Origin of the sequence: Streptomyces sclerotialus (genome assembly GCF_040907265.1) — a bacterium.
Classification (GTDB): domain Bacteria; phylum Actinomycetota; class Actinomycetes; order Streptomycetales; family Streptomycetaceae; genus Streptomyces; species Streptomyces sclerotialus.
Genome location: NZ_JBFOHP010000002.1, coordinates 100,827 through 114,925 on the forward strand (window position 1 = coordinate 100,827; position 14,099 = coordinate 114,925).

Annotated in this window: 12 protein-coding genes and 2 pseudogenes; 6 read left to right on the forward strand and 8 right to left on the reverse strand. The window is 68.7% G+C overall.

Features of this window, described 5'->3' with window-relative positions:
* Window positions 1–238: 238 nt before the first annotated feature.
* On the reverse strand, window positions 239–3,400 hold the full coding sequence (locus AAC944_RS00560; RefSeq protein ID WP_030622787.1) for a TIR domain-containing protein: 3,162 nt from the start codon (window positions 3,398–3,400) through the stop codon (window positions 239–241).
* Between the two features lie 563 nt (window positions 3,401–3,963).
* Between AAC944_RS00560 and AAC944_RS00565 the strand changes: the two genes are divergently transcribed.
* From AAC944_RS00565 to AAC944_RS36465, 3 genes and pseudogenes are all read left to right on the forward strand, one after another.
* The gene (locus AAC944_RS00565; protein ID WP_030622790.1) at window positions 3,964–4,500 is read left to right on the forward strand and encodes a VOC family protein; all 537 of its coding nucleotides are present in this window, start codon (window positions 3,964–3,966) and stop codon (window positions 4,498–4,500) included.
* An 18-nt stretch (window positions 4,501–4,518) separates the two neighbouring features.
* Window positions 4,519–5,322 carry a MerR family transcriptional regulator gene (locus AAC944_RS00570; protein WP_030622792.1) on the forward strand — a complete coding sequence of 268 codons (804 nt, stop codon included), beginning with the start codon at window positions 4,519–4,521 and terminating at the stop codon, window positions 5,320–5,322.
* A gap of 263 nt (window positions 5,323–5,585) precedes the next feature.
* Window positions 5,586–5,761: pseudogene (locus tag AAC944_RS36465) on the forward strand (VOC family protein); the annotation flags it as partial.
* Between the two features lie 29 nt (window positions 5,762–5,790).
* Here AAC944_RS36465 and AAC944_RS00575 read toward each other — a convergent pair.
* The 5 genes and pseudogenes from AAC944_RS00575 to AAC944_RS00595 form a co-directional block, all read right to left on the reverse strand.
* A pseudogene (locus AAC944_RS00575) lies at window positions 5,791–6,091 on the reverse strand (IS5/IS1182 family transposase); the annotation flags it as partial.
* A 272-nt stretch (window positions 6,092–6,363) separates the two neighbouring features.
* Window positions 6,364–7,170: a lysophospholipid acyltransferase family protein gene (locus tag AAC944_RS00580; protein WP_368396736.1), complete on the reverse strand. Its 807-nt coding sequence runs from the start codon at window positions 7,168–7,170 to the stop codon at window positions 6,364–6,366.
* A 239-nt stretch (window positions 7,171–7,409) separates the two neighbouring features.
* Window positions 7,410–8,471, reverse strand: a complete 1,062-nt coding sequence (locus tag AAC944_RS00585; protein WP_368396737.1) for a DUF6313 family protein — start codon at window positions 8,469–8,471, stop codon at window positions 7,410–7,412.
* Window positions 8,472–8,508: 37 nt separating this feature from the next.
* Entirely contained in the window at window positions 8,509–8,682 is a 174-nt protein-coding gene (locus AAC944_RS00590) for a hypothetical protein (protein ID WP_196942743.1), read from the reverse strand.
* A gap of 105 nt (window positions 8,683–8,787) precedes the next feature.
* A complete protein-coding gene (locus tag AAC944_RS00595) occupies window positions 8,788–9,222 on the reverse strand; it encodes an Rrf2 family transcriptional regulator (protein WP_030608187.1) in 435 nt (144 codons plus the stop codon).
* A 127-nt stretch (window positions 9,223–9,349) separates the two neighbouring features.
* Between AAC944_RS00595 and AAC944_RS00600 the strand changes: the two genes are divergently transcribed.
* The gene (locus tag AAC944_RS00600) at window positions 9,350–10,105 is read left to right on the forward strand and encodes an SDR family NAD(P)-dependent oxidoreductase (protein ID WP_030608184.1); all 756 of its coding nucleotides are present in this window, start codon (window positions 9,350–9,352) and stop codon (window positions 10,103–10,105) included.
* Window positions 10,106–10,539: 434 nt separating this feature from the next.
* Here the strand turns inward: AAC944_RS00600 and AAC944_RS00605 are convergent, their stop codons facing one another.
* Together AAC944_RS00605 and AAC944_RS00610 are read right to left on the reverse strand one after the other, a co-directional pair.
* Window positions 10,540–11,685, reverse strand: coding sequence for an RNA polymerase sigma factor (locus AAC944_RS00605; protein ID WP_030608181.1), 1,146 nt, complete (start codon window positions 11,683–11,685; stop codon window positions 10,540–10,542).
* A gap of 17 nt (window positions 11,686–11,702) precedes the next feature.
* Window positions 11,703–12,110: a YciI family protein gene (locus tag AAC944_RS00610; RefSeq protein WP_030608178.1), complete on the reverse strand. Its 408-nt coding sequence runs from the start codon at window positions 12,108–12,110 to the stop codon at window positions 11,703–11,705.
* 197 nt (window positions 12,111–12,307) lie between these two features.
* Between AAC944_RS00610 and AAC944_RS00615 the strand changes: the two genes are divergently transcribed.
* A complete protein-coding gene (locus AAC944_RS00615; protein WP_030608175.1) occupies window positions 12,308–12,958 on the forward strand; it encodes a DUF7691 family protein in 651 nt (216 codons plus the stop codon).
* A 574-nt stretch (window positions 12,959–13,532) separates the two neighbouring features.
* A complete protein-coding gene (locus tag AAC944_RS00620; RefSeq protein ID WP_030608172.1) occupies window positions 13,533–14,096 on the forward strand; it encodes a DinB family protein in 564 nt (187 codons plus the stop codon).
* Window positions 14,097–14,099: the final 3 nt, after the last annotated feature.

Sequence of the window (14,099 nt, forward strand, 5' to 3'; positions counted from 1 at the left end):
CCCTGTTCATCACCGGCGCCGGCCGCGGCGGCGCGCGGGGCCTGACGGAAGTGCCCCGCGTCCACCGTCCACCTCGGCGGACTCCAGCTCGCCCCCGTCTTCATCCGGCCGCCGAGGCGATCCGAAAGCAACGCCCTAGTTGCCGGTACAGGCAGGAGTTACCGGTACAGGCAGGAGTTACCGGTACAGGCAGGAGTTACCGGTACAAGCAAGGTCACCGAGCGCGCCGCGTGAGCGTTCACTCCTGCCGGCCGCACACCGATGGATAGCGCTGTAGGGGCGCGACCGCGCGCCACTCGTCCTTGCCGAGCGGGCGGGTGGTGAGCGCGCACAGCTGTTTGTGCCAGGTGCCGGGCGATACCGCAACGGAGACGATCTTTCCTTGCGCGGCGAAAACGGCGCGGCTGCCGTCGGGAGTCAGCTCCGGTACCGCCGAGCCGGTGGTCTTCGCCAGTACCGGACCGATGGGCTCCTGACGGGACAGGTCCCACAGACGTACGTCACCGCCGACGTTGTCCAACCACAGTGTGTCCCGGTCGGCGGAGACCAGGACGGCGTGTCTGCCGTCGGGCGTGATGCGCATGCTGCGAATGTACTGATTGCGCCCGACCGCGAGCGGGGGCGTCTCTTCCCGGTAGTCCGACAGCCGCCACCGTCGGATGCCCTCTTGCCCCGCGCTGAGCAGCCACTCGCTGTCAGGGGTGAAGGCCAGCGCGCCCTCGGCCGGCTTCGGGAGCGCGGCATGCGTGCCGGAGGCGGTGTCCCAGAGGTGTATCACTTGCTGGCGGTCGACCGCGGCCAGCCTCCGGCCGTCCGGGCTCATCACCATCTGGTCGAGGAAGCCGGTCTCGCGCGAGGTGAAGGTCCGGGCCACGCGCTGCCGCCGGATGTCCCACTCCAGGATGTGGCTCGAGCGCGTCTCGGCGATGAACAGCCGCCGGTCGTCGGTGGAGAAGGCCATACCTCCGACATAGGCCATGGCGGTCTGGTGCGGGCTGCGCAGCACGGCCGTCCGCCGTCCGCCGGACACGTCGAAGACCTCCGTGATGAGCCTTCCGGGCGGCCCTTGGGCCCCCTGGGCCGCTTTCTCGCCCTTGTCGAACACCGCGTGCGTCACCGCAAGGCGACGGCCGTCGTGGGAGAAGGCCAGTGCGTCACCTCTGCCATCGAGACGTACGTTGGCGCGCCGCGAGCCGTCGGCGGTGTTCAGCAGTCGTACTTCGGAGCCCTGTGCTACGGCCATGGTGCGGCGGTCGGGGCTCAGCGCGGTGCGGTTGAAGAGCTGCTCGGGGGCGAGCCCTGGCGCGGGGGTCTCCGCGGCGAGCCGACCACCCGAGCGGGTGTCCCATGCCAGGAGGGTGCCATCCTCGGTCAGGGTGACGGCCTTGCCGCCGTCCGGACTATGGATGATCTTAGTGTGGGCGTCCAAGCCTCGAAACGGGGTTACGGGATCGGAGGACGGCACCACCCCGTACTTGGACGCCGCCAGCCACATGCCATGGACCGGGACAGTGACCAGGGCCGCGAGCCGTGAGTCGTCGATGGCGGTCCCGATCCGCAGCCCCCGGTCCCGCAGTTGCTCGACGTCCACGTCGCCCAGCTTGCGGCGCTCGTCCACGTCCCAGACCTCGGCCCGTTCGCGCTCGACCCAACCAGATTGCCGTTCGCGCTCCGCACTCTCGATGCCTACGAGGGCGCGGCGGCCGTCTTCTGAAAGGGCGGCCACGTACTTGCCCTCCCCCGGGTCCCACCCTGTCTCCACAAGCCGCTCCTCTCTGCCGTCCCGGCACGTGAGCGAGCCGCCGGACGGGCTCAGTTCGGGTGACTCGCAAGGCCATCTCGCTCCTTCTCGGGGCAGGGCGCCCGGAATCGTCGTGCGATGCCGCCACCGGCCGGTGTCCCAGACTTCAGTGCGCTCGGGGTCGGCCAGAGTGAACACGAAAGATGCCCCGTCCCGGCTGAAGGCCGCGTCGTTGACGTCGTCGACCCCGGTCGCCAGCACCCTCGCCACGTGGTTGAACCGTAAGAGCCGCTCGGCCATCCGGCTTTGCGCCGCGTTGGTCCGCGCCGTCTCGTACGCCGCGGCGCTCAGCAGCAGCGACCGCTGCATACCGGGGTACGGGGCCACCTCGGAGGCCGCAGCCAGGGTGCGCGACAGCGCAAGGCGGCGGTCCTCGGCGGTCTCCGTCTGGACCGAGACCACCAGAGAGCCGAGCGCGAGCAGCGCACCCAGCACCGCTCCCCCGCCCATGCGCCCGCGCCGCGCCCGGCGTCGTACCGCCGCGCCGCTCGCCGCGATGAACTCCTCCTGGAGGCGGGTGAGTTCGGCTTTGAAGTCCGGGTCGGCGGGGGTGTTGCGCCGCCACGACTCGGCCAGACGCACCTCGTGCGGGCGCAGCAGCAGGCCGTCGCTGCTGCCGTTGGTCTTCCAGGCGTGCGCCTGGAGGCCCAGACGGGTGTGGAAGGCCACCCAGTCGTGCTCCCGGGAGACGAAGCGGGCGATGGCGTCGACTCCGGCCTCGAACGCCTGTGGAGTCGACATGTCCAGGAACTGATAGGCGGTGAGTTCATCCCACTCCGCGTCGCACAGCGCCGCCGTGACCCCATGAGTGAAGTCCGGCGAAACGATCACGGGCAGTATGCGTTTACCCAGATCGATGGCCTGCTTGCACTCGTCCCAGCAGTATGTGGAGCGAAGCGAGTCGGGACTGACCAGGGCCACCAGCGCATCCGAGGAGCGGATGGCCTCGCTCAGCTCCTCACGCCATTGGGTGGAGGGCTTGATGGCCCGCCAGTCGACCCAGACGTCCCCGACCCGTCCCTGCAGGCGGTCGACCAGCCGGCATGCGAGGTCGGCGTCCCTGCGGGAATAGCTGAGGAAGACCTTCTCGGTACGGGTCACCGGCTCCGGCACCTCGGAGATGCGCAGGCGCTCGTCGAACGGGTCGCGGGAGGCGGCCAGCCGCGCCGACCACTCGCGCAGCGCCACGCTCCCTCCGCCGGCCAGCAGCCCCGCGCCCGCCACCAGCAGCGGCCAGTACCACTGTGCGTACGAGGGGCCGAAGAGCGCCCCGTACGCCTGCCCGTCCAACCACTCCAGCACCACCCGCACCGACTCCGGGCGCGCGCCGGCCACGGCTTCCCCGTAGGCGACGGGCAGTGCCTGCCGGCGCATCGCCCAGGCGCCACCGCCCTGCACCAGCGCGGTCGCCAGCGCCCAGACCAGCACCCGGCGCTCGGGGTACCGGGAGGGGGAACGCAGGCGACCGCGGAGGGCGCCACCGAAGGCCGCGCCCGCGACGACGAGTCCGGCCAAGGCCGCGTAAGGGCCGAAGAACGGCACGCACAGCAACCAGGACAGGGCGGACGCCACCAGCCACGCCACACGCCGGTGCGCCACCGCCCGCCGTAACCGGATCATGCCGCCGCCCCCGAGTCCCCCATTGCCCCCGAGTCCCCCATTGGATCGTGTGTCGTGTCCGTCCTTGGTCGTTGAATCGTGACCTTGGTCATGGTAGAGGCGTGAGTGCGTTCATCGACAGGTTCAGGAGGTGCCGTGGTGCCGTGGTGCCGTGGTGCCGTGGTTGTCGGCGGCGTGATCACAGGCCGGCACCGGTACACGACTCCTCGGCGCGCCGGTGCGCAGACGCGCCGACGTCCCGACGTCCCGACGCACCGACGCACCGACGCACCGACGCACCGACGTGCCGACGTGCCGACGTGCCGACGTGCCGACGTGCCGACGTGCCGACGTCGATCAGGAGGCGCCGGTACTCGACGCGCCCGGCTGGGGAGAGGAGGGGGCAATTGCATGCCGTGCCGGCCGGTTCGGTACCCCTGCTGGGTGTGCCCTGCCACAACGTTGGTCACGACGTCGTGGCCACCGTTGGTCGCAACGCTGGAGGGCGAGATCCAGAGAACCGGCTTGACCCTCACGTAGCGTGAGGCTGGAGAGTGAGGCGCATGAGCGACTACTACGACGCATTCGAGATGAGTCCTGTGCCCGCCCCCGGCCCGGAGGTGGTTCCGCCGGAACCGTTCCGTGGCATCTACGGAATGCCCGCGTTCGTGACGATCCCCACGAGTGATTTGGCGGCGTCGGTGGACTTCTGGATTCGTGGGCTCGGGTTCTTCGAGCTGTTCAGCATCCCCGGCAAGGTTGTCCATCTGCGCCGGTGGGCGTTCCAGGACGTACTCCTCGTCCCGGCGGGGAGCGTTCCGGAACAGACACCAGCGATGAGCTTCAGTTTCGCGTGCGTGCTCAGCCAAGTCGATTCCCTTGTTGAGTCCTGCCGTGCGTTGCGCCCGAACTCGGTAGACGGTCCACGGGACACTCCCTGGAACACCCGCGATGTGGCGGTGATCACCCCCGAGAATGCGCGGATCGTTTTCACGGCGGCGAAGCCCTTCGATCCGGACAGCCAGGAGGCGCGGAACCTCGAGGCCGTCGGGATCACCCCACCAGGCGTCGGTCACGGCGACAATGAACAACGACAATGAGCGGCGACAATGAGCAACATGCCTGATGCCACTGAAGCCGATGGCCTGACCGTCGGTCAGGTCTCGGCGCGCCTGGGCGTGACAGTCCGCGCGCTGCACCACTGGGACGAGATCGGTCTGGCGCGACCGTCACTGCGCACGGCTGCCGGATACCGGCTCTACACCGCGGGTGATCTGGAACGTCTGCACCGCATCGTCGTCTACCGTGAGGTCGGCCTCGGCCTGGACAGGATCCAAACCATCCTGGACGACTCGACCGCAGACGTGCCCGGCGCATTGCGCGCGCAGCGCGCCCAGGTCGCTGAACGGATCGACCGCCTCCAGCAGCTCAGCGCCGGACTGGATCGGATGATCGACGCCCACGAGCGCGGCCTGCTGCTGACCGTCGAGCAGCAGGCCGCGATCTTCGGCCCCCAGTGGAACCCGGACTGGCCCGCCCAAGCCCGTCAGCGCTACGGAGACACCACGCAATGGCGGCAGTACGCCGAACGCTCAGCCTCTCGCGGCCCGGAGGAATGGCAGGCCGTCGTCGACGCCACTGCCGACCTCGACGGCGCCCTCGGGGATGCGATGGACGCCGGCGTCACACCTGGTAGCCCAGAAGCGAATCAGCTCGTCGAGCGGCACCGCGAAGTTTTTGCTTCGTACTTTCCCCTCACCAGGCAGATGCAGGTCTGCCTCGGCCGCAAGTTTGAGGCCGATCCAGGATTCGCTGCTTACTACGACGGCATCCGCGCCGGGCTTGCCACGTGGTTCCGTCAGATCATCGACGCCAGCGCACGTGCCCACAACATCGATCCCGACACCGCTACCTGGCAGTAGACCGCGGGCCGGAAGCCTGCGCCCCTGGAGTCATCCGAGACATGAGAAATATCCGAGACACGTGACATAACCGGGGCATCCGACACCCTCACGAGTCCGGAGGTCCCACTCACTCACACAAACGCCCGCCTGCCCCCTCGCGGAAGGCAGCGGATCATCGACTCGCAGGCGTGGTGCTGCGCGGGAGCAGGGGCGGCGCGGAGTGGCAGCGTTTCCGCCATGCGATGTGTCGCCTGGTTCACAAGCCCAGGTAAGGGTTGTCCGATGTGCGGATCGACACCCGACTCATGGGGGGCGGGGAAGAACGCCTCGCCGTCCTTGAGGACGAATGCGCACGACTGATCCCGCTCGGCGCAGTACACGTACGGACGCTGTACGACGGCAATGATGCGCGCATCCGATGCTGGACATCGAAGGCAACGAGTTCTGTATCGACTGAGCATACGGGGCGGCAGTCGTCCCGTGAGGACGAGCTCGTGCAGCCGGGCGAGGCCGCTCCTCCTTCCCAGCTGGCAGTTCGGTCTGGCCGCGTTCACGGCGGTGCGGAATGAGCAGGCCAGTACACCGGTACCGCGGTAGCCCGATAGCCGCCGTCCGCGATGACCGTGGCCCGGCCAACGGCGGCCTTCGCACCGGTAAGTTCTCACGCCTTGCCGGCATTGAGGGCACCCGTGGCCGACTGGCCGTTGGCGACGACGAGTCGCGGGTCGGCGTCGATGACGACCTGGTGGTTGGTTGAATACCGGTAGTTTTCCGACTGCTCGGCCACCAGACGAGCTGACGCGGCCTCAAATTCGTACAGCCCCCACCCGTAGCCCTCGCCGCCGCGTTCCCGGATCGCCTTCAGCAGTCGCCGGAACCTCATCGCCCCGTAGCTCAGTGAACGTCTCCACCCGCACCCACACCCACACTCGCTCAACCCTCAACCCTCAGCCCTCAGCCCTCAGCCCTCAGCGCCTATACACAGGAAATGCCCTGATCGCGGCCTTCTTCGACGTGCTTTACATGGACGGTGAGCAGCCGGGCCGCGCGGCCGAGCAATCAATTCTCGAAGTCACCCGAACCGGATTCTCGAAATGCGCGTAGCTGCTGGCTCTTCCGGCGCTGTTCGGTGCGTGCCTTCTTGTGGTCGTACGGCTCGGCGGGGGCGGGCTCGTCGCGAATCTCGGCGAGTTGTTCGGTAATGGCCGTCATAATGCGGTCGGTGACGGCGCGCAGCACCTCGGCGGTGGGGTCTTGGTCGTAGAACTCTTCGAGGTCGACGGGCGGCCCGGCCTTCACGCGCAGTGTCTTGCGCGGGAAGAGGCGGAGCTTCTTCTCCTTGGCGTACGGCGGCATCGCCTCGTTGGCGCCCCACTGGGCGACCGGGATGACGGGTGCCTTGGTGAGCAGCGCGACCCGGGCGGCGCCGGTCTTGCCCTGCATGGGCCACATGTCGGGGTCCCGGGTGAGGGTGCCTTCGGGGTAGAAGGCGACGCACTCGCCCCGGTTGATGGCGTCCACGGCGGCCCGGAAGGCGGTGGCCGCGTCGGTGGACTCGCGGTACACGGGGATCTGTCCCGTGCCGCGCATGACCGCGCCGACGAAGCCGCCCTTGAAGAGGCCGGCCTTGGCGAGGAATCGCGGGACCCGTCCGCTGTTGTACTGATAGTGCGCGTAGGAGAGCGGGTCGAGATACGAGTTGTGGTTGACCGCGGTGATGAATCCGCCTTCGGCCGGAATGTTCTCCATTCCCTGCCAGTCCCGCTTGAACAGCACCACGAGCGGCGGTTTTGCGATGACCGCGGCGAGGCGGTACCAGAAGCCGATTCTGCGGCGGGGCGCACCGAACAGCCTACGCCTACGCATCCCGCCTTCTCGGGGATGCGGCGCATATGGAATGTTCGCATCACGCGCCGGTGCGGATGGGTTCGGTATCAATCGTAGGAACACGCGCCGCAGTTGCTGTGAATCTCGTTTTCCTGGGGGGCGGTTCATTCCGATCTGCGTGACCAGTTGCGCTGCATCGCGGACTGCGTCTTGTTCGGCGTGCGGGCGCGTCGAGTTGATCATCTCGCGGATGACCTGTTCGGCAGGAGTCCTGTCCGTCATGTGATCACTCCCGCTCGGTCCGAAGCGGCGGCGTCTTGGCTGCATGCCCAGCAGCTCCCGACTTCAAGCAAACCACGGGCGAGCGTACGAGCGAGGTTTTCGGCGCAACGCGAGGCTTCTGACGCTGTCATGTCTTCCAGTTCCTTGGCCCGGTCGGCGATGTGCTGAACCGTGCGCGTCCAATGCTCCTTCGCCAAGGACCAGTTTCCCTGATGGACGCCTCTGGTGAATTCCTCCGCGAAGCGCCGGGCTTCCCCGCCCTCCTGATGGAGATCGGTGAGTGTCTTCACCCATTCTTCCGCCGCGGGAGGAGTCGAAGGGGTAGATATCTCTTCCCGCATCTGTGTCAGCAATTCGTCTGAAGGTACTCGTCGCCGCTGATCGATCTGCCGGTTGACCAGATACCCGGATGCGCCACCCACAACAGCGGGGACGAGGAGCCATCCCGTCAAGGACAGGAACCAGCCGTAGAGGCGGTACCGGGTGTCGGCGGGCGAGGTGATCCCGATGAGCACCTCGTAGGCCATCGTCCACCCGATGAGCAAACCGCCGCCTGAGTACAGGGCAACGAATGCAAGGCCCCACAACAGGAACCTGGTGAGGAGCCAGTGCCGCGGCCGGTTCAGACGTGAAACCGCCCTCCGCTTGTCTCGCAATCGCTCCCGCCACGAGTCAGGTGGCGGATGCGCAAGGGGAGGCTGTGTCACATGACCAAGGTAGTTGAATGTTCGTCGCCTGCCTGGCAGTTGAAGGAGATGACACTGGAGAGCATGGCGGGCTTGGGGAGGCAGGCGGGCCTGGCGGGCCTGGATGGCTGCCTCCCCGAGTTCCGTGACCGGAGAGTCAGGTTGTGCCGGTGCGGCGGTCGCAGCGGTCGCGACGGTCGCGGCGGTCGCGGCGGTCGCGGCGGTCGTCGAGTCAGTGTGCGACGCCGAACTGGGCCGGGGCGGACTCCGGCCAACGGGCCCAAAGCGGGCCCTGTTGTCCACAGCAGTTCCCGCCGGTGGTCGATGGCATCCCGCGCGTAGCCAGGCGGCCCGGGCCGCCCGCGCCGCCATGCCCACCTTCCGCCGGTCGACCGGCGACGGACCAGTGTCAGCGCCCTTTTTCCGTGCGGACGTGGGAGCCGGCCACGCACACCCGGAACCAGTCGAGTTCGCCGGCCGCGTTCAGCTGGCCGCGGGCCCGCGACTCCTTCGGCGAGGGCGGCAGCCGCGGCTCGATCAGCGCCCACAAGCTGTCGTCCACGATCCACGGCCGGGTACTCATATCCTCCCGAACGGCGGAACGGTTCTTGGCGAGGCTGGTTGCCAGGCTATTCACCGGCCAGGACGTGGATGGGGATCTTGGTGATGTCAGGGCGTAACGGGGAGGCTAACGAGGTGCCGCGAGTACGTCCCGGAGTACGTTCGCGAGCGTGACGCGGGCCAGCTCGTGTCTCAGGGTGTCCTCGATGCCCTCGTAGACGCCCTGCATCGCTGGCTGGATGCCGTAGCCCACCACGCATCCCTGGTCCGGGGTGGTGCGGTGCATCGCGAACAGCGGGCCCCGTTCCACTGCCTCGTACACGTCGAGCAGGGTCATCGACCCCAGCTCGCGCGCCAGCGACCAGCCCGCGCCCACGCCCCGCCGGGACTCCACGAGCCCGGCCCTGCGCAACTCGCCGAGCAGCCGCCTGATCACCACAGGGTTGGTGTTCGCGCTGGTCGCGATCTGCTCGGAGGTGGCGACCTCATGGCCCTGGCGCTGGTAGAGACCGATCCAGACCAGCGCGTGGGCGGCGATGGTCAACCTGCTGTTGGCACTCATGAACCCTCCTCTCGACCGCAACGATCCATGTTACGACAGCACAGACGTAACAGCGAAGGTTGCGACAAGCTGTCGTAACAATTACCGTTGCGACTATCGGGCAGTGTCAATCAACGAGGTGAGAAGAATGAGCAAGCCATTCACGAGCAAGGTCGCCCTGGTCACCGGGGGGTCGCGCGGACTGGGAGCCGCGACCGTACGACTGCTGGCCGAGCAGGGCGCCGACGTCGCCTTCACCTATGTCAGCTCCGAGAAGCAGGCGCAGGTCGTCGTCGACGAGGTGCGCGGCAAGGGAGCGAAGGCCATCGCCTTCCGGTCCGACCAGGCGGACACGAGCCGGGCGCCGGCGCTGATCGACGACGTGGTCGCGTACTTCGGCGGCCTGGACATCCTCGTCAACAACGCGGCGATCTCGGTGGAGCAGGGCCGCACGGTGGACGACCCGGACGCCGACACCGCCGCACTGGACCGGATGCACGCCACCAACTACCTCGGCGTGATCGCCGTCATCCGGGCCGCCTCCCGCGTGCTGCGCGCGGGCGGCCGCATCATCACGGTGAGTTCCGGACTGGGCTCCCGGGTCGGCGCCCCCGGGCTTGCCGACTACGCGGCGACCAAGTCAGGGATCGAGAGGTACACCATGGGGGTCGCACGGGACCTCGGGCCCCGAAACATCACGGCCAACGTCGTCGAGGCCGGACTGATGGAGGGCGGCATGGAAGGGCCGGGCCCCGAGATCCTCAAGGCCCTGGTCAGCTCGCTGTCCCTGCAGCGCATGGGTCACCCCGAAGAAATCGCCGCGGCAATCGCCTTTCTGGCGAGTCCCGACGCGTCGTACGTCACGGGCGCGGTGCTGGACGCCCACGGTGGCTACAACGCCTGAACCGGAACCCCTGCCGCGCGCCCCCGAAGGACATCGCGCCTTCGGGCCCACCGCTCCGTACGCGCGCCACTCCAGCACATCGGGGCCATGATGCAGGCCGCGTACAACGAGGGCGTGGACGCACATGCCTCTCGTACGACAGGGTGGACGGACATGTCCTGTGTACGAGGGAGTACCCATGACGGTCGCGGTGTGCCAGCCGCCGGCCGTCGACCGGGGACGACGACCTCATTGAGTCACCACGCCTCCAGCACGCATGCCGTCGCCACTGAGTTTCTCCGCGTTTCTTCGCCGGCAACGCGTTGTGCAGCTGGCCTTGCCCCGCCCACTCACTGTGCGGCGAGCCGACCGCTCTGGCCACGGGGAAGCGCCCAGTGCCGTCCACCGGGCAGCGCCCAGTGCCGTCCGCCGCGAGGAAATCCGAGCGCGATCCGTCAGCGACATCGGCGGGAGTTGAGCCGGGCGGCCTGGCGGGTCAGGTGGTCGCGCTCGGCGAGGTTGGGCGCCTTGTGGGCGGCCTCTGCGTACAGCCGTGCCGCCGTGGCCAGGTCGCCGTCGCGCTCATGGAGGTACGCCGCCACCGCGGCGTGGCGGGGCAGGGAGTCGTCCAGCGCCGCGAGTGCCGCCAGGCCGGCGCGCGGCCCGTCGGCCTCCCCGACGGCGACCGCGCGGTTGAGCCGGACGACGGGGCTGTCGGTCAGGCGCGTGAGCTCGTCGTACCACTCGACGATCTGCACCCAGTCCGTCTCCTCGGCGGTGGGCGCGTCGGCGTGGAGGGCGGCGATGGCGGCCTGGGCCTGGAACTCGCCCAGCCGGTCGCGGGCGAGGGCCGCCTGCAGGATCCCGACGCCCTCGGCGATCAACGCGGTGTCCCACCGACCGCGGTCCTGCTGGGCGAGCGGTACCAGGCTGCCGTCGGACGCGGTACGGGCAGCACGCCGGGCGTGGTGGAGCAGCATGAGGGCGAGCAGCCCCGCCACCTCGGGGTGGTCGATCGCGGCCGCGAGCTGCCGGGTGAGCCGGATGGCCTCGGCGGCGAGGTCGACGTCCCCGGAGTAGCCCTCGTTGAAGACCAGGTAGAGGACGCGCAGCACAGTGGCGACGTCACCGGGCTGATCGAAGCGGACGCCGGAGACGGTGCGCTTGGCCCGACTGATGCGCTGCGCCATGGTTGTTTCGGGCACCAGGTATGCCTGGGCGATCTGGCGGGTGGTCAGCCCACCGACGGCGCGCAGCGTGAGCGCGACCGCCGATGCCGGGGACAGCGACGGGTGAGCGCACAGGAAGTAGAGCTGGAGAGTGTCGTCCACCGCGGGCGCCGGCCCGGGCGCCGGCTCCTCCTCGACGCGGTACTCACGCCGGCGGCGGGCGGCCTCGGCGCGCGTCGCGTCGAGGAACTTGCGCCAGGCCACGGTGACCAGCCAGCCCTTCGCATCCCGTGGAGGGTCGGCCGGCCAGACCCGGAGCGCCTCGACAAGTGCGTCCTGCACGGCGTCCTCGGCCGCCGCGAAGTCGGCTCCGCGGCGGACGAGGATGGTGAGCACGCTCGGCGTGAGGCTCCGGAGCAGGGCCTCGTCCATCTGAGGCACCTGAGAGGTCACTCCGTGATGGTGGGCGGCTCGGCCAGGCACGGGCGGACCTCCAGCCACTCGTGAATCGGCTTGCCGCCCGCCCCGGGGGCGGCCGACAGCTCCCCGGCCAGCTCGACCGCGCGCTCGTAGCTGTCGACGTCGATCACCATCCAGCCGGCGATGAGGTCCTTGGTCTCGGGGAACGGGCCGTCGGTGACCGGCGGGCGCCCTTCACCGTCGTAGCGGACCCACGCGCCCTCGGGGGCGAGCGCCTGACCGTGGACGAACTCGCCGGTCTTCTCGAGCCGGGCGGCGAAGTCGTGCATGAACTGCACGTGCGCCGTGACCTCTTCCGGTGTCCACTGGTCCATCGGCACGTTGTTGACCGGAGCCGGGGCGCCTCGGTAGTGCTTCAGCAGCAGGTACTTGGCCATCGTCGTTCTCCTCGGGGCTCGGACGACCCATTGTGGTCGCTTTCACCTCGGGGACGGAGCCGGACGCGGGTTCTCGACATCGCCGTCCGATTTTTTCGCACTCTCTTGGATGAGCGTGGGCGAGCCGCCCGCCCGCTCCGCATCGCTCCGACTCCGCCGGTGGGGCGATGTCAGTGCCTGTTGGCACTATTGCGCTCATGAGTCACAACATCGCGTACTCCACCGCTGACCAGGCCGATGTCCTGGCCTTCCTGGGCAGTAACGGCGAGCTCACGGCCGACCAGCGCCGGCGCCTGGACGGGATGCGTAAGGACGCCCAGGCGCACCAGGAGGACCTGGACCATCAGGGAGTCAACTGGGGGCTGACGATCCCCGAAGCCCTGGAGCATCTGCTGGCCGGGCGCGCCGACGCCGACGTTCGGTGCGCGGGCAATGCCTACCACTGGGCGCTGCAGCACATCATCGACCACAACGCCTCCGATCCCTCCCACCTGGGCACCTACTCCAAGCCCGCAACCTTCTTCGGCCTGGTGGACGAGGAGATGCAGCGTCTCGGTGTACCCGCCGACCTGCTGCCCTACGGTTACCTCTTCGGCGGGCTGCCCGACGCCTTCCCGTACCTCCCGTACTCCCTCGACGGCTACCCGGCCATCGGCCACCTGCCGCTGGCCAAGGCCAAGCCTGCCGCCGACGCCTACCGCGCCGTCCTGGACCGGCTGGACCACGACTTCCGCTACGACGTCCAGGACCTCATCGAGAAGCTGGAGGTCGAACACGAGGAGTGGGAGTACGCCACGAAGAAGATCGACTGGTACACGCAGGACACGCTCTTCTTCCAGCTCACCTGAAGGCCGCAGCAGCCACCACGTGCCCGGTAGCGCGGTACGGTACATACGATACGGCGGAGCCCTGGCAACAGCTCCATTTCCCTTGCCTGCGGGGCTCTTTCGCCCGTACCTGCGGAACAGGGCGTGGCCCGCCGCACCGCCCCCGCCGCGCTCCGCCGTTGTCGAGTGCTGCGAGTGCCGGCGGCTGGGCGACGACACGGGGCCGTGGCCGATTGCGAGGAGCTCGTACGTGCCGTCGGGACAGCCGTGGTCGTGGCGGCCGAGCAGGTCAAGAAGGCCAAGGCCGAGGCCGAGGCCAAGAGCGCAGCGAGTAGGTTCCGCTCCGAGGCCCGCTGAGACCGGGCGGCCTGTCAGAGACCCAAGGCGGCCCACCGCCGTCATGCCCGGGCGGTCGGCCGGACCGCTCGCGGTGACCGGCAGCGGAAGAGGCCTGCGGCGGGCGGGTGCGGGCCTCGAAAGTTGATCATTCCTGCGTTCTACCCTTCGCCTTCCACGATTCAGGACAGAAACTGACCGCAATGGCTCATAGCGTGGTCCCTGACCGACGGAACAGTGACACCGGAAGGCAAAGATCATGACCGTCAACGAGCTGACCGCCCGCGACCTGACTGAGGCCGGGGCCCCGGCCGTAACCGGTGAGCGCGCCGAATTGCTGGAGATGCTGGCCAAGCACCGGCACTTCCTGCGCTTCACCACCCGTGACCTCACCGATGAGCAGGCCGGGCTGCGAACCACCGCCAGCGAGCTTTGCCTGGGCGGCCTGATCAAGCACGTCACCACGGTCGAGCGGAACTGGGTGGACTTCATCCTGAACGGCCCGTCGGCAATGGGAGACTTCACGGCCATGACCGAGGCCGACTGGGCCCGGCGGGCCGACGAGTTCCGACTGCTGCCCGGTGAGACGCTGGCCGGTGTATTGGCCGACTACGCCGAGGTGGCCCGTCGGACCGACGACCTGGTCGCCACTCTGCCCGACCTGGAGACCGTGCGGCCGCTGCCGAAAGCCCCGTGGTTCGAGCCCGGCGCGCAGTGGTCAGCCCGCCGGGTGCTGATGCACATCATCGCCGAGACCGCTCAGCATGCCGGCCACGCCGACATCATCCGCGAGTCCCTGGACGGCGCCAAAAGCATGGGCTGACCG